Source organism: Ruegeria atlantica, assembly GCF_013032505.1.
Classification (GTDB): domain Bacteria; phylum Pseudomonadota; class Alphaproteobacteria; order Rhodobacterales; family Rhodobacteraceae; genus Ruegeria; species Ruegeria atlantica_F.
The window spans coordinates 812622-828780 of the sequence record NZ_WQCG01000001.1 but is presented as its reverse complement, the minus strand read 5'-3'; the positions used below and the strand labels follow the sequence as shown (position 1 = coordinate 828780).

The 16159-nt window shown below is 52.0% G+C and carries 14 protein-coding genes; 10 read left to right on the top strand and 4 right to left on the bottom strand.

Annotated elements, in window-relative coordinates; all coding sequences use genetic code 11:
- Window positions 1–3: 3 nt before the first annotated feature.
- Complete coding sequence (locus GOW92_RS04065) at window positions 4–735, bottom strand: SDR family NAD(P)-dependent oxidoreductase (RefSeq protein ID WP_254452888.1); 732 nt, start codon at window positions 733–735, stop codon at window positions 4–6.
- A gap of 173 nt (window positions 736–908) precedes the next feature.
- Here GOW92_RS04065 and GOW92_RS04060 point away from each other — a divergent pair, with 173 nt between their 5' ends.
- From GOW92_RS04060 to GOW92_RS04040, 5 genes are all read left to right on the top strand, one after another.
- The gene (locus GOW92_RS04060) at window positions 909–1937 is read left to right on the top strand and encodes a LacI family DNA-binding transcriptional regulator (RefSeq protein WP_170558231.1); all 1029 of its coding nucleotides are present in this window, start codon (window positions 909–911) and stop codon (window positions 1935–1937) included.
- Between the two features lie 77 nt (window positions 1938–2014).
- Window positions 2015–3175: a fatty acid desaturase family protein gene (locus GOW92_RS04055; protein WP_170558229.1), complete on the top strand. Its 1161-nt coding sequence runs from the start codon at window positions 2015–2017 to the stop codon at window positions 3173–3175.
- Window positions 3175–3483 (top strand): MocE family 2Fe-2S type ferredoxin, encoded by a 309-nt coding sequence (locus GOW92_RS04050; RefSeq protein WP_170558227.1) that lies wholly within the window; start codon window positions 3175–3177, stop codon window positions 3481–3483. Before GOW92_RS04055 ends, GOW92_RS04050 begins: the two co-directional genes overlap by 1 nt.
- 163 nt (window positions 3484–3646) lie before the next feature.
- A complete protein-coding gene (locus GOW92_RS04045) occupies window positions 3647–4558 on the top strand; it encodes a hypothetical protein (RefSeq protein ID WP_170558226.1) in 912 nt (303 codons plus the stop codon).
- 159 nt (window positions 4559–4717) lie between these two features.
- Window positions 4718–5275, top strand: a complete 558-nt coding sequence (locus GOW92_RS04040) for a GNAT family N-acetyltransferase (RefSeq protein WP_170558225.1) — start codon at window positions 4718–4720, stop codon at window positions 5273–5275.
- Between the two features lie 150 nt (window positions 5276–5425).
- Here the strand turns inward: GOW92_RS04040 and GOW92_RS04035 are convergent, their stop codons facing one another.
- Window positions 5426–6691 (bottom strand): flavin monoamine oxidase family protein, encoded by a 1266-nt coding sequence (locus GOW92_RS04035; RefSeq protein WP_170558223.1) that lies wholly within the window; start codon window positions 6689–6691, stop codon window positions 5426–5428.
- Window positions 6692–7081: 390 nt separating this feature from the next.
- A complete protein-coding gene (locus tag GOW92_RS04030; RefSeq protein ID WP_254452887.1) occupies window positions 7082–8353 on the bottom strand; it encodes an aromatic ring-hydroxylating oxygenase subunit alpha in 1272 nt (423 codons plus the stop codon).
- A gap of 408 nt (window positions 8354–8761) precedes the next feature.
- On the opposite strand from GOW92_RS04030, the gene GOW92_RS04025 reads away from it, so the two are divergent.
- From GOW92_RS04025 to GOW92_RS04005, 5 genes are all read left to right on the top strand, one after another.
- The gene (locus GOW92_RS04025; RefSeq protein WP_170558221.1) at window positions 8762–9871 is read left to right on the top strand and encodes an extracellular solute-binding protein; all 1110 of its coding nucleotides are present in this window, start codon (window positions 8762–8764) and stop codon (window positions 9869–9871) included.
- Window positions 9872–9958: 87 nt separating this feature from the next.
- On the top strand, window positions 9959–11101 hold the full coding sequence (locus tag GOW92_RS04020; RefSeq protein WP_170558219.1) for an ABC transporter ATP-binding protein: 1143 nt from the start codon (window positions 9959–9961) through the stop codon (window positions 11099–11101).
- A gap of 65 nt (window positions 11102–11166) precedes the next feature.
- Window positions 11167–12060 (top strand): ABC transporter permease subunit, encoded by an 894-nt coding sequence (locus GOW92_RS04015; RefSeq protein WP_217356507.1) that lies wholly within the window; start codon window positions 11167–11169, stop codon window positions 12058–12060.
- Complete coding sequence (locus tag GOW92_RS04010) at window positions 12061–12903, top strand: ABC transporter permease subunit (RefSeq protein ID WP_058280802.1); 843 nt, start codon at window positions 12061–12063, stop codon at window positions 12901–12903.
- Between the two features lies 1 nt (window position 12904).
- A complete protein-coding gene (locus GOW92_RS04005; RefSeq protein WP_170558214.1) occupies window positions 12905–13537 on the top strand; it encodes a TetR/AcrR family transcriptional regulator in 633 nt (210 codons plus the stop codon).
- A gap of 24 nt (window positions 13538–13561) precedes the next feature.
- On the opposite strand, the gene GOW92_RS04000 is transcribed toward GOW92_RS04005, so the two are convergent.
- Window positions 13562–16021 carry a GcvT family protein gene (locus GOW92_RS04000; protein ID WP_170558212.1) on the bottom strand — a complete coding sequence of 820 codons (2460 nt, stop codon included), beginning with the start codon at window positions 16019–16021 and terminating at the stop codon, window positions 13562–13564.
- Between the last annotated feature and the right edge of the window lie 138 nt (window positions 16022–16159).

Here is a 16159-nt window from a genome sequence, read left to right as displayed (position 1 = left end):
CTGTCAAACAACCGAATACCCTCCGTCCACGATCAGGCATGTGCCGGTCACAAAAGCCGCAGCGTCGGATGCGAGAAACATTGCTGTTCCGGCGATATCTGCCGGGTGACCCCAGCGCGCCAAGGGTGTGCGTGCTTCGACAGCGGATGTGAAACCGGCATCTTCCCGGGCGCGTGCCGATTGCTCGGTCACGATGAATCCCGGTGCGATGGCATTTACCCGAATACCGTCTTTGGCCCAGGCAATCGCCAGTGATTTTGTCAGTTGTTCCACGCCGGCTTTTGATGCGCCATAGGCCGGGTTTTTTGGTGAGCCAAAGCGCGCATACATGGAGGCCACGTTTATGACGCGCCCTTTCGCGGCTGAAAGGGCAGGGTGCAACGCTTCGGCGCATCGAAACGATCCGGTCAGGTTTACGTTCAACACGTGGGAAAAGAACTCGGGCGCCATTTCCTCGCCGCGTCGAGTGATCGCTGCGCAATTGACCAGAACGTCAATATGGTCGCGCATGCCCGCGAATTCGTAGACTTCGTCGGTGTCGGTTACATCCAGTTGGTTGTAGGTAAAGCGGGCCGCGTCCACTTCGGCGCATTCCGGTTCCACGCCGGTAATTTCCACTGCGGCACCTGAGTCCTGAAATGCTCTGGCGATAGCAGCGCCAATGCCCGCCCGGCTGGCGCCTATCACCAGGACCTTCGCCCCGGCAAAGTCGAATGAGGCCTTCGAAGTCAACAAAGAGCCCGGCTTTTTTTGCGTTTGGGTTCGGATACCATTAGGTCCCCCATTTGGCGAAATTGCGTCTGCAATCGATTACATTTTGCGAAAAAGCAGCTTTCATATTTGTGTAATCGATTACATAATCGGCATCAGAACAGATTCGAGTCAAGCTGGAAATCGTCTGACAGGCCATGAGCAAGAAACCTAAACCCGCCACGATACAGGACGTCGCACGTGTGGCGCGGGTGTCCACAGCCACTGTCAGCCGTGTTTTGTCCAATCCCAACCTGGTGTCAAAATCAACGCGGGTCGCCGTCCTTGAAGCTATTCGGGAAACGGGTTACCGCGTCAATCAGGCCGCCCGAAACCTACGGATGCAACGGGCAGGGGCAGTGCTGATCCTTGTTCCCAACCTCGGGAAACCATTTTATTCGGGTATTCTCGCTGGTATCAGCGAGGGGTTCGCCGGGTCGGATTACGCAGTTCTTATCACCGATACCGAAAGTAACCCGTTGCAGGAGGAAACCCTCGCTGGGTATTTTCGCGACGGTCGAATTGATGGCGCCATCTCCTTGGATGGTGGAATATCTTCGGCCGCACTTCAGCAATGCGTCACATACGGAGCAGGCGACCGCATCGTATTTTTATGTGAATGGGTGGAAGGAGAGGCCTTTCCGGTAATCTCCAGCGACAATGCTGAAGGTGCGAGATTGGCGATCAGGCACCTGCATGATTTAGGCCACAAGAAAATCGCGCATGTCACCGGGCCCGACGGGAATGTTCTGACGACCGCTCGGCGTGAGGGTGTGGTAGAAGAGCGGACTCGCTTGGGTCTTCCAGCGCGGCCCGAGTGGATCATCAGAGGCGACTTCTCGCTGGAGTCCGGACATGAGGCCGCCAGACGAATACTTGCGATGGAGGAGCGTCCAACGGCGGTTTTCTGCGCTGCGGATATGGTTGCCTTTGGGTTGATTTCCGGGCTGGTGGCAGGTGGACTGAAGGTGCCCGGCGACATTTCGGTGGTGGGTTTCGACGATATCGAAATGTCGGGATCGTACGTTCCCGCGCTGACAACGATCCGACAAGACCGGCATCAACTGGGACGCCGTGCGGCAGAGATGTTGCTGGGCAAGTTGGCGAACACGGGCAAAGCTCTTCCAACGAAATCAGCGCTTCCTGTTGAGCTTGTAACACGAGCAAGTTCTGCGCCGCCCAATTAGCGAAGCCAAAATTCAGGCGCCTTTGCTATAGTCAATGAGGACGCGTGGGAAAGCAGTGAGCGATGGAGAAAGGGGAAATGAGTAATTCGACCGCACCCATTGGCTCCGAATTTGCCGTTCGGGACTATTCCCTGACCGGTGACAGCACGCGTCAAGCGATAGAAACCGGTCTGTCGGCGGCAGAGTGGTACCACAGCGAGGTTCCTCGAAAGAAGCTGAAATCGCTTATGAAGCGCCGGGATGCTCCGGCCATACGTGACACAGTGATCTGGATTTCCTTGCACATTATTTTTGCGGCTGGTGGCCTGTACTTCTGGGGCAGCTGGCTTTGCGTGCCTTTCTGGTTTGCATACGGTGTCGTGTATGGTTCGGCATGCGACAGCCGTTGGCACGAATGCGGACACGGAACGGCCTTTCGAACCCGATGGATGAACGACGTCGTGTACCACATCGCGTCCTTCCAGATCATGCGGAACCCGGTCAATTGGCGCTGGAGCCACGCACGACATCACACCGATACGCTCATTGTTGGCCGCGATCCGGAAATAGCGTGGATGCACCCGATCAGCCTCGTCCTGAAGGCGCTTGCGTTTGTGGGGATTGTCGAGACCTGGACTTCGCTTAAAGTTCTGATGCGAAATGCGATGGGGAACTTGTCGCAAGAAGAGCGGGATTACATTCCGGAAAGCCAGTGGCCCAAAGCGGTCTTTTGGGGGCGGGTTCACATTGCAATCTACGCCGCTGTTTTGGTGGTTTCACTTGTTTTGTTTGTCTCTGGGGCCGGATGGAATTCTCTGATCCCAATTCTCTTGATTGGGGGGGCTCGGGTCTATGGGTGCTGGCATTTTGTAATGACGGGGCTGCTTCAGCATGGAGGATTGGCAGAGAACGTTCTTGATCACCGGTTGAATTCCCGAACGCTGTATATGAACCCGATCAGCCGTTGGGTTTACTGGAATATGAACTACCACATTGAGCATCATATGTTCCCGATGGTTCCGTATTATGCGCTCCCAGAGCTTCATGAACTGATCAAGGATGACCTGCCGCCGCCGAACACTTCGATTTGGGACGGCTATAGGGAAATGATGGGTTCCGTCATGAAGCAGCGCGTTGACCCGAACCATGCCATTCGAAAGACGCTCCCGCCGACGGCCCGTCCTTATCGGGAGCATCTGCATAGGGCAGTTCCCGAGCGAAATACGGAAGTAGAAATCAGTGATCGGGGAGGAACATAATGCCTTGGGTTGACGCATGTGCCGTAGACGATGTTGATGAAGAAGACGTTATCCGTTGGGATCACGAGGATCGAACGTACGCAATTTATCGTAGTTTGAACAATGAGTTCTTTTGCACCGATGGTCTCTGTACGCACGAGCAAGTGCATTTATCGGGCGGTCTTGTGATGGGCTATGAGATAGAGTGCCCCAAGCATAATGGACTATTCGATTATCGCTCAGGAAAAGCTCTCAGAGCGCCGGTGTGTGAAGACCTCGGCACCTACGAAACCAAAGTAGAGAATGGTCGTGTAATGGTGTTAGTTTAATGATTTATCGGGTTAGGAGCGGTTTGTGATCGACCTGTCCGCAACGGGTATTCGGCTTTCCTTCGATTTGCAGTTGGGGTTGATTGAGAGCTTCAGTGTGAATGACGGTGACGCAGAGATTTCGCCACTGCATCGCGCACCCTGGGTCGGGACAAACGAAGTTATGCCCAAAGGCATAGCACCTCATCTGGAAAAGTTGGGCGGTGATTTTTTCTGCGCTCCATTCGGGTCTACCGAAGGAGCATCGCCTCTGCATGGGTGGCCGCCTAACTCATGTTGGGTGCTTAAAGAAAAGACAGGCAGTTATCTGCGTGCTGAGCTCGAAAAAACGGTCTTTGGGGCAAAGCTTCAGAAAGAGATTACTGTGCATCCGGGGCATCCATTCGTCTACCAGCGCCACACGTTCATTGGTGGCGAGGGGTTAGTGCCGGTTGCAAATCATGCCAATGTATCTTTGCCCTATGGCGGGATCATTCAAACCTCTCGAAAGCAATGTTGGAGGACACCCAAGGCTGCGCAGGAAGTTGATCCGGCATTGGGCTATTCAGCACTTCGATATCCGGCTGAAAGCCGAAGCTTGACATCATTTCCCGGTAAAGAGGGCGATGTGAACTTGTCCATTTACCCATGGTCTCCACAGAGTGAGGATTTTGTCGTTGGATTGGATTCACCTGACGAGAAATTAGGATGGACCGCAGTCATTCGTCCCGTGGAAGGCGACGTTTTCCTGTCACTTAAATCGGCTCAAGCATTGCCTATGACAATGCTGTGGCATTCGAACGGTGGTCGATATTATGCTCCTTGGTCGAGCCGACACTTCGCCTGCCTCGGGATCGAGGAGGGCGCCGCCTTGCCCATTCTGGGGACTGGCGAAGACAGTTTTCCAAAAATGCGTGGTGCCATTCACCTGGATCCTCATCGCCAAGTTGAGATCATCCACGTCATCGGTGCGCTCCGTTGGCGTAGGGGAGCCAGGGTAAAATCCGTCGAAACTCTGGAAAACCAACTTCTGATCCGAAGCACTGAGAATGAAGAGTATCTCGTGCCGTTCGATGTGGATGCCCTGAGTCTTTGAGCGGATTGGCCGCTTTGGTGGTTATTTTCCGAACTTCGGTGAACTTCTAAACTATACCCAAATCGGCAATAGAACTTGGTTCGGCGAAGTTCGCCTTTTTTGGTTCTGAGTTTCACAGAAGCCTTTCTTGCAAGGTCAACAATAGGCATGGTCCAGACTATGAAACTGGAGTTCCAAAGCAAGCGTCTTCATTTCCGCCCTCTCGTTGAGAGCGATATTGATATTGAGGTGGCACTTTGGACTGACCCCAAGGTCGTTCGTTTCATTACGGGCGAGGTCTCCACTGTCGAAGAAATCCGCGAACTAATGCCCGTCGTGACAATGCGCGCTGGTAGCGGTTGCATTGGCATTTGGTGTTTGATTGAGAAAACCACAAACGAAAAAATTGGCCACGCGGCACTTCTCCCGCTCCCGACCGACGCCGAGGACACAGAGTTTGAATTGCTCCAGAGTGATCAATGGCCAGATCGAGATATTGAGATTGGCTTCGTCCTAAAGCGGTCAAGGTGGGGTGCAGGATATGCGACAGAAGCTTGTGCTCGCCTCGTTGAATTCGCCTTTCTGGAGTCTTCAATAGAAACTATTTTCGCAACGACTGATCATCAGAATTTCGCTTCTCAAAACGTTTTAAAGAAGTGTGGGTTTCAGGATTTAGGCCTTATTTGCGCTTTCGCGGGCCACTATCCTGGATTCAAGATTGAGCGCCAAAATTGTTAAGCCCTTGGCGTTTGTCTGAAACAGGATTGCTTGATTTGAATTGCCGGTTAAGTACGCAAAAGTGAGGCATAGCTTTGCGACTTTTCTCAAAAGGTTTGTTAGATTTTCTAAGATTATTCCACGTTCTGGAACAAGTTGACCGCTAGTTGTTCAGCGTAACTGAGCCAATACATCTTCCGCGGCCCTTAATCCTTCTAGGTGGGCTCCACTGACCGAGCATTGTTGGTTAGGATGCGTCGCTTCCCCAGCGAAGTGCACCCGGTCAGCATGAGGCCGTCGTAGGACAGTGCGTCGGTTGTGGCCGCCTGGCTTGGCTCCAGCGTAAGAACCGCGCACATAAGGTTCATTCCGCCAGGCGGTCGCGTACCCTTTGATGAAGTCCTTTCTGATGGCTGTGCCAAAGAAGCCAACCAGTGTCTCGAGCCCGTGTTCTATGGCACTTTCTGGTCCTGCTTTCTGCAAGTCTTTGGAAAGGCTTCCAGAACTTTCAAAGCTGGTTAGGCCGGTGTTTGAGATGTTGCAAAGAAAACCGCCACCACGGGCCACGCCCGACGCGTCGGGTTCTAAGTGGTATGTCAGCCAAGTATCGGATTGCACAGGCAACGCATTGGGTTGGAAAAGTAGCCCCGCGTGATTGTAATCGCCCATTGTGATGAGTTCGAGCGCTGCCCGCCGGTCGGGTTCGAGCGGGGGATCAAAGCGAATGATGTCTTCGGCCAGAACCCCAACGGAAGCTGTTACGACCACGGTGCGAGCTTTAATGTTGCCCTTCGCCGTCGCTATGTGCACGCCATCCGCGAAAGATTTTATTTCTGTGACTGGGGTGTCCAGCCTGATTGGCAGACCCCGTGCAGTGCATGCAATGAGATGTCCAAACCCTTCACGGCAAAACCAGTCGTCACCGCCTTCCCAGGCACTGATGTCTCGCAACGATGTGTCCGGCAAGTCTCTGGCAAGTGACAACGCAAATGTCATCGCTGCTGTAAAGGACCAAGGCCCCTTGTTTTCCCAAATATCAGCCAGAGATCGATCTGTTGGAATTCCGGTGCTTGCCTCAATTTCTGCATCGATGCGCGCCGCCTCATCTATCGCGGCATGAATTTCATCGACTTCGTCCCAAAGAACAGCATCATCCTCCAAGCCATAAGTCATCGCGTTGTCCGGGGCCGCATAGAGATCAAGACCAAGTGCGAGACCGGGGGCTTTCAGAGCGTTTACATGTTCGGTGTGCATCCAGTGCGCACCCATGTCGAACGGGACACCAAAGATTTTCGTATCCGTGTGCGTACGCCCTCCAACGCGGTTAGATGCCTCAACGCAAACAACCGCTAGACCTGCCGATTTGAGGGCGCGAGTAGCCGCGATTCCCGCAGCTCCGGCACCAACGACAACGACGTCAAAGTCATGAGCACTCAATGATTTCGCTCCAACAAATAAAGTGACTTGAGAGACAATTTCCGGAGTGAGCTTCCGCTTCTTCTTCGGCTTCGTGAGACCTTACAGGGATCTGAATTGTCCAAGAGTTTTGTCATTTGCGCAGAAGTAGTCATGCGTCGGTGCTTGAGCTTAAGTCGCAAACAAATTTTGGAATTGAAACGCCCTCATATCTAGCCAGATCGAGCGGATCTTCCGTGTCAAACTTGCTGCATCTTCGGTATATTTCCAGCATCTCGAGAGAAAGCTTGCCGATCTTAAAAAAATACATCGCTGCAGCATACCTTGTGGCGCCAGAACCAGGCGTTCCGATAGTCGTTGTCAGGAACTGCCTTTGAGTTTCTGTTTCTGACGATTTGAAAAAACCTTTCGTCACGATTTCGTCTCAGCCAACAATTCATCATTCAACGAGGCAACTTCATCCTCTCCGGGCGTTACTTCAGAGTTGTAGATGGGTAGTATTTTCCTCAAATGGTCGTGATGGGAGCGCACGCCGTACTCAAGATCAGAAAGATAGAAGCCCTCAAAAGCCTCTGAGGCCATGGCTTCGTTTGACCATATCGTCAGTTGAATATCTTCTTCCACTGTTTCTCGATCAATCCGAGCGGCAAGGTACCGCGCCGCTTTTTGTTGGCGGTCTTCGTTTGGGTTTCGGTATGTTGCGCTTCGAAGGATGGACTTTTCTGTCGTGACCGGAAATTCCTGATAAAACAAGGTTGTTTCAGGCGTGACCGCTATTACCGCATTTGGAAAAATGCCGTAGTAGAGCCAAGTTTTATGCAAGTGCTCTGGTAGGTGAAGCTGTGGCTTTGTGAATTTCTTGTAGTTGCGAACGGCCCACCTTCGGCCCTTCGTCGGAGTGAATTTTCCATCCGAGCGTGAGATGCCGTCGACATATGGTTCATCTGCATAAGTCGAGCCATATAAGTCCTGAAGGGCAGGGTGCGCGAGAGGGACATGATACCCTTCGTTGTCGACATCTCTGATTGATTTCCAGTTTACTGGAGTTTCCTCCGTCCATATCCCGTCCGTCGGAACATGTTCGGCCATTTTGTAGGCAGAGATTTCCTGTTCAATCGGGGCAAGAAGTTCCGCTACCGATGGCTGGGGGCCGGGTTTGAATCGGACAAAGACAAAACCCTGCCAGATTTCCATTTCGATTTCTTTCAGGCCAAAGTCGTGCTTGTCTAGATCTGGGAAGGACTCAGGGCGGGCGGCGCCACGCAGCGTTCCATCAAGATTGTAAACCCAGCCGTGAAATGGGCAGACCAGAGCGTTCGCGCATTTTCCTTGTTCTTTGGACACGAGCCGAGAACCGCGATGACGACAAACGTTTAGAAACGCGCGGATGTCCGAATTGTTTGCTTTCAAGATCAGAGCGCGTTCTCCGCACATGTCAAAACAAAGGAAGCTACCGGGTTCCGGAATATCCGAAATATGGCAGGCGATTTGCCAGTGAGTTTTGAAGAGTTCGCTCTTCTCGAGCTCAAGAAGAGCAGCGCTGTGGTAGCACCACCCGGGCAGCCCGCGCCGGTCCCAATTGGCGGGAATTTCGGTATTTCTGGCTTCGTCGCGCATCTGTGCAATCCGCTTAATTTTGACTTGGTCAGTCAGTGTTTCAACTGGGTAGGCGAGTTCAAGCATACAGTCTTGAATGTTCAACTTGATCAGCCACCCTTCAAGTAACTGTAGGTTTCGCTCAGTTTGGGTTGTGCGTCAACATTTTCTGACTGAATGATCATTCAGAAATAGATTCGAAGTAAATCTCAAAGTCGGTTTGACATAGTCATTTTCACTGTATTTGCGTAAGTTTTGTACAATTATAACTGTTTGCGGGGATTTGATCAAAATCTTCCCGGCTGCGCTTGACAGCGAAGATTTCATCAGACTACCGTTCTGAATGACCAGTCAGATAAAGACATGACGGCTGGAGGAGGATGGGGTGCATAATGATCGCGCCCGCGACGCAGGGCGCGATCATTCGAAATAGTGTCTAGCAGACAAGGCAAGCGAAATTGCTGCAGCCACCACTCAGGGAGAGGAAGCGAAATCATGAGCTCAATCAGGAAAGTTGCCGGGATTACAGTTTTAGCAGTAACGGCTACTGCAATTTCGGGATCGGCATTCGCGCAAGAGCGTGTGTTGAAGGTTACGAATTGGGGAGAATACATCGCTGAAGACACAATTTCGAACTTTGAAAAAGAATACGGAATCAAGGTCATTTATGATCCGTATGACTCTGCCGAAGCAATTGATGCTAAGCTCCTGGCAGGAAACAGCGGATATGACGTAGTTAGTCATGCCGGCAGTGATACGGCTCGGCTGATTAAGGCGGGTATCGTCGCTCCGCTTGATATGTCGAAGCTCAATAACATTAAGCACATTGATCCGGCCATTTTGGAACAGCTGGCCAGCGAGTGGGATCCAGGCAACCAGCACTTCATTCCGTATATGTGGGGAACGCACGGAGTCACATACAACGAAGAATTGGTGAAAGAGACTTATCCTGACGCCCCCATCGGTTCGATGGATATGGTATTCGACCCTGTGCACATGAAAGAGCTGTCCAAGTGTGGCGTTTCGTTCTTGGATTCCCCGGGCGACATCATTCCAATGGCTTTGGCGCACATGGGTTTGGATGCGAACTCCACAAACAAGGAAGACTATGAGAAAGTTGGGGAGATGCTGGCGGAAATTAGGCCGTACATCAAAACCTTCGATAACTATGCCTATCAGCGGATGCCTCAGAAAGAGTTCTGTGTTTCAACCACTTGGGGCCCGGATGGTCTTCTTGCGATGTCCGGTGCAGCCGAAGCCGATACTGGTGTCGTGCTAGACTTCTTTTTGCCCGAAGGTGATCGCACGGCACAGCTGTGGATTGATGGCTGGCTGATCCCGCAGGACGCTGCCAACAAGGAAGACGCACATCTTTTCCTCAACTACATGATGCGGCCCGAGGTTGGCGCCAATGATAGTAACTTCACGTGGTATGCGACTGCCAACCTGACGGCCAAACCAATGGTTGATGAAGCCGTCACGTCCAGCCCGGCCGCTTTCCCGACATCGGATCAGGTTGCCAAGATGTATACGACTGCCGTTCTTCCTCCCAAGGTCGAGCGTTTGCAGACGCGCACCTGGACTGACTTCAAGGCCGGTAATTGATCCACTCACCCCAGCAAGTGCAGTAGCGGTTCCTATCGGATCGCTCCTGCACCCTCCAATCCACACTGGCAGACTGCGAGGCCCAAATTGACCGTTTCCACAACTGTCAGTGCAGCACCTTGGCTCGAGCAAAAAGAGCAGCAACCCCTAGTTCAAATCAAAGGTGTAACCAAGAAATACGGTGAAGTGACCGCCGTCGATAACGTCGATCTGGACATCTACAAAGGAGAGTTATTCTGCCTTCTGGGTGGATCGGGATGCGGAAAGTCGACACTGCTTAGAATGCTTGCAGGGTTTGAGGATTTGAATGCGGGCACAATTACGATCGACGGTGTTGATATGGCCGATGTGCCAGCCTACGAACGCCCTACTAATATGATGTTCCAAAGCTATGCGTTGTTCCCGCATATGACCGTCGAAAAAAATGTGGCATTCGGGTTGGAGCAGGACCATGTCCCCAAGTTCGACTTAGCTGATAGGGTTCACGACATCCTCAAGCTCGTTGAGCTGGAAGATTTCAAAAAGAGAAAACCCAAGCAATTGTCTGGCGGACAACGTCAGCGGGTCGCGTTGGCGCGGGCCTTAGTCAAACGCCCCAAACTGCTGCTCTTGGATGAACCTTTGGCTGCACTTGACAAAAAACTGCGTAAGCAAACGCAGTTTGAGCTCGCAAACATTCAGGACAAGGTCGGTGTCACGTTTATCGTTGTGACCCACGATCAGGAAGAAGCAATGACCTTGTCCTCGAGAATGGCTGTCATGGACGCGGGTCGGTTCAAACAGATTGGAACGCCAACAGAGATATATGAGTTCCCTGAATCCCGCTTTGTCGCTGACTTCATAGGGTCAGCAAATATTTTTGAGGGCAGGGTGACCGAGGACGGGGCGGACCATGTTCGGGTTGAGACCGAGTTCTGCGAAGTTTTTGTTGATCACGGTCATTCGGTGAAGGTTGGCAGCAAGATTTGGGTTGCGCTGAGGCCGGAGAAAATTCGGCTGGAGAAATCGGATGAGGTTGCTGAAGGCCCTAACCAGACATCGGCAATCATCGACGACGTTGGGTATTTGGGGGAAACATCGATCTACAAGGTAAGGCTTCCCAATGACGAAATCTTCGACGTCACTATGCCCAACCAATCTCGTCCGACGCACACCACACAGAGAATAACTTGGGAAGACAAGGTGAAAATCAGCTGGGATCCGTCTAGCGCCATGTTGCTCCACTCATGACAGATTTCACGGAGGATATGCCTGAACCGCTTCCGGTTAAACAACTGCCGATATCACGCCAATTCATGCGGCGTATACAAAACAGTTGGCGACAGATCGTTACCGTTGTGCCGTTCCTCTGGCTGCTCGTTTTCTTCCTAGCGCCGTTCTTTATTGTCGCCAAAATAAGCTTGGCCGAACTGGCGATTGCAAGCCCTCCATTCACCAGTTTGATTGAGTGGACGGGCGACGGGATCATGACGATCCGTCTGGTGTTCGACAATTTTGTCTACATCTGGGAAGACAGCCTATACTTTGACACTTACGTCAATTCTCTCAAGATTTCAGTGACCTCCACGTTCTTGTGCCTCTTGTTTGGTTACCCCATCGCCTACGCAATTGTACGATCGGGGCCAGTTGCAAAACCGCTATTGTTGTTTGCAATAATTCTTCCGTTTTGGACGTCGTTCCTGTTGCGGGTCTATTCGTGGATGGGGTTGCTTGCGGATCAAGGCACGATCAACAATCTCCTGATAGCGCTGGGTATAATCGACGAGCCAATCCGCATGCTGTACACGGAATTCGCCGTCTATATCGGGATCGTCTACACCTATATGCCGTTCATGATCCTGCCGCTCTACGCGAATATGGAGAAGTTGGACAACAGTCTGAACGAAGCGGCTGCCGATCTTGGGTCCAGGCCAACGAACACGTTTTTCAAAATTACTTTGCCGCTGACGATGCCCGGTATTGTCGCTGGTTCGTTGTTGGTCTTCATCCCTGCGACCGGAGAGTACGTTATCCCCGACCTGTTGGGGGGCGGGAATGTGCAGATGATTGGTCGGGTACTCTACAACGAGTTCTCTAGAAACAGTGATTGGCCGGTCGCTGCGGCAGTGGCGATTGTTCTGCTTATCATTCTGGTGCTGCCCATCATGGTGTTCCAGCACTACCAGGGCAAAGCATCGGAGGAGCAATAAATGTACGCCAAACGCTCCCGCTTTTTGACCATCATGCTGACCTTGGGATTGGCATTCTTTTACATCCCGATGATCCTGTTGGTCATTTACTCATTCAACTACTCCAAACTCGTGCCTGTTTGGGGAGGATGGTCCCTGCGTTGGTACAAAGAGCTCTTCCAATCTGCCGAAGTCTGGAGTGCTGTTTCGCTCAGTCTTCAGATTGCTGTTGTGAACGCGACTTTTGCGACAGCGCTCGGCACCTTAGCGGGACTGGCTATGGTGCGCTTTGGGCGGTTCAAGGGGCGGACGTTGTTTGGTGGTATGTTGGTCGCTCCTTTGGTGATGCCCGAGGTGATAACCGGATTGTCCTTGTTGGTTTTCTTTATCTCCCTGAACCAACTGATCGGATGGCCAGCAGAACGTGGTTTTGCGACGATTACGATCGCGCATATTACCTTTTCAATGGCTTACGTGGCGGTGACAATTCAGGCGCGTTTGACCGGCGTTGGGCAAACTTTGGAAGAAGCTGCCGCCGATCTTGGAGCAAAACCGTTCAAAGTTCTGACTGCCATCACGATCCCACAGCTGACGCCAGCCCTTATCTCCGGCTGGCTATTGGCGTTTACTCTGTCTCTCGATGACCTGGTCATAGCAAGTTTTGTTACTGGCCCAGGTGCAAATACCTTGCCAATTTTGATCTTTTCGCGCATTCGACTAGGCCTCAGGCCGGATATTAATGCGCTGGCGACCATCATGATCCTTGTGATCGCCATTTGTGTCGCTATCGCAGCTATCGTTATGTTCCGGCAACAAAGGGCGGATTTGCTGGACAGGCAGATGGCCGAACGAGAGGAGAGTTAAATTGGAGACGCATGAGCTTCAGAAAAAACGACGCACCGAACCTCCTGAAGTTCGTCGCTTGCAGTTGATAATGGCTGCCATCGACTCGATCTCGAAGCGCGGGTTTTCTGACACGACGCTTAAACATGTGACCGAAACTGCCAATCTGTCCCATGGCGTTGTGAACTACCACTTCGACAGCAAGGAAGCACTGTATGACGCTGCGCTGGGTTTCCTTGCGCAAGAACACTATGAGAATTGGCTAAGGTCTTACGACGCTGCGGAACCCACTGCCGCGCATAGGCTGGCTGCCATCATTCGAGCAGATTTTGACAAAAGCATCTGCACCCATAAGCGCTTGGCTGTCTGGTTTGCTTTCTGGGGTCAAGCTAAGTATCGCCCTAATTATTTGAAAATACATAATAAATATGACAACGAAAGATACGACCGAATTTTGCAACTGTGTGGTGAATTGATCGAAGATGGTGGTTATGACGATCTCGATCCGGAAAAAACAGCACGGGCTGTTGAGGCGATGTCTGATGGGGCCTGGCTCAGCTTGATGTTGTATCCCAAAGTGGCTGATCGTCGGGAATTCAGGGATGTTTGCATGCTTTCGCTGGCTCGGTTTTTCCCAAAACATTTTCCGATTTGAAATACAGCACCGAACAATAATGCATCAGCACTTTATCTTGCGCATGTCGGGGTCATAAAGCGGCTTTAACGAGGCGGTCGCATCGTATTTCTCGTCGGCAATTTCGATCTGCCATTGCCCTGTTGCGACTACGTCGGCAGTCAACGGTTCGCCAATTTCTGCAAAACCAATACCGACCGCAGCGCCGAGAGTGTGCCCATATCCACCAACTTGGATATATCCGACTTCTTTGCCGTTTAGGTAAATCATCTCGTTGCCGTACATGAGAGGCTCTGGGTCTTTGAGCAGGAACTGCAACATTCGGTTCTTGGGCGTGCCTTTTGCTTTGATCGCGGCTAGTGCTTCCCTGCCGATGAAGCCACCGGGTTTGTCCAATTTAACGGCAAAGCCAAGACCGGCCTCAATCGGGTTGTCTGTGTTGTCCACATCAATTCCGAAATCACGATAGGCTTTCTCGAGCCGCAGGGAGTTAAGGGTCTGCATTCCGGCATTGCGAACGCCCAAATCACGACCTGCTTCCATTATCAGATCGTAGGTCTGTACTGCTTGAGTGGCAGGCACGTGAAGCTCCCAGCCCAGTTCGCCGATAAAGGTGACGCGATAGGCTGTAACTACGGCGTACCCGATGTCGATTTCTCGAGCAGTCATGAAGGGAAAACCTTCGTCGGACAAATCAGCACCAGATATTCGGCTCAAAAGTTCGCGTGACTTTGGACCGTGAACGTTGATCTGGCAGCGTCCTGCGGTGATGTCTGTGATAACAACGTTCTCATCGTCCAGAATGTGCCGTCGCATGCGCATCTCGGTATGACCCGCCGAGTTTTCTCCCACGATGACCCAGTATTTCTGATCGGATAACCGGGTAACTGTAAGGTCAGCCTCAAATCCACCTCGTTCATTTACCCAGGCTGTGTAGACGACACGACCGGGTTCAACATCAACGTCATTGCAAGACAGGCGAGAGAGGAGTGCGCATGCGTCCGGGCCTTCTACGCTGAAACACGCCATTGATGTCATGTCCATTACGATAACATCCTCTCGTGCTGCCTTATGTTCTTCAGCGTGCCAATCAAACCAATTTTGGCGGTACCAACTGTATTTCTCGACCTTGGCTTGTTCGGGCGTCGGGGCAAACCAATCAGGTTGTTCCCATCCATTTCCTTCGCCGAAAAAGGCTCCGGCCTGCTTGAGGCGGTCATATAGCACTGAACGCTTAACGTTCCTTGCCGTTTTGTAGTTTTCGTTGTGGTAGTGCTGGCCAAATAGCTTTCCGAGCAACTCAGGTGTCCTGTCGCGTCGAAAAGCCGGTGTCGCCATTTCACGGGAGAAACGATTGACGTTGATACCGGTGACATCAATTGGCGGCAATCCGTCCACCATCCAATGGGCCAGCACCATTCCTGTGCCTGCACCGTTCAGGATGCCAAGTGAGTTCATCCCACATGCAACCCAAAGATTGCGCAGTTCAGGCGTTGGGCCAACAAGCGGCGCAAGATCAGGCGTAAAGCTCTCAGGACCGCAGAATAGTTTTTTGACACCGTAGTTCATGGTGTCAGGCACACGCGAATAGGCTTTCTCCAGGTCGGGCCCAACACGTTCCCAGTCTGGCTCGATCTCTCCAAATTGCCATTCATCTGGGATACCATCGAGCTTCCAAGCCGCAGCGCCGGGCTCAAAAAGGCCTAACATCATCCCACCGACTTCTTCACGGTAATATGCGTACGTGGAAGGGTCTTCGAGAACGGGCAGATCGCGGGGTAGGCCCGGGATGCTTTCCGTTATCAGGTAGTAGTGTTCAGCCGCCTGGAGGGGTAGATTTAAACCGTGTTTGGCACCCAGCTGGCGAGACCACATGCCACCACAAATCACAACGTTTTCCGCTGCTATGGTGTGACCACTTGCGGTGCGGACCCCTGTCGCGGTGCCGTTACTGGCCAAAATCTCTTCAACCCGCACGCCTTCGTAGAAACGTGCGCCTCTGTTTTTGGCTCCCTTGGCCAGAGACATTGTCACGTCCACTGGGTTAGCCCGCCCGTCCTCCGGAATTAGGAATGCTCCAACGACGTCTGAAAGGTCCCCAATAGGGAACATATCCTGCGCTTCTTTTACCGAGACTTCATGATTGTTTATCCCAAAACGCCGCATGAAGGCTGCGACACGGCGCATCTCATGCAGGCGTTCCTCGTTGGTTGCAATTTGCAGATATCCAACGTCGCGGAAACCTGTGGATATACCGGTTTCCTCCTCTAGGTTGGCATAAAGGTCCCGCCCATGCGTGTAGATGGCGCACTCAGCTTCCGATTTGAGAAGGCCGGCTACAATCAGGCCTGCTGCGTGCCAAGTGGTTCCTGATGTCAGTTGACCCTGTTCCAGAACCACAACATCGGTATGGCCGAGCTTGGTAAGGTGGTAGGCCGTATTCGCACCGATAGATCCCCCGCCAATGATCACGGTTTGGACATGCGTCGGAAGGGTGTCGTCCATGGCAAGAAATTCCTACTTTAGCGTTCATTTCTCCGAATATCATTCAATACGAATAATGTCTATTGACTGAATGATCATTCAATTAAAATCACATCGCCGACCTTCGAATTCGCAATAAAGCTTGTCTGAACAGGGAGA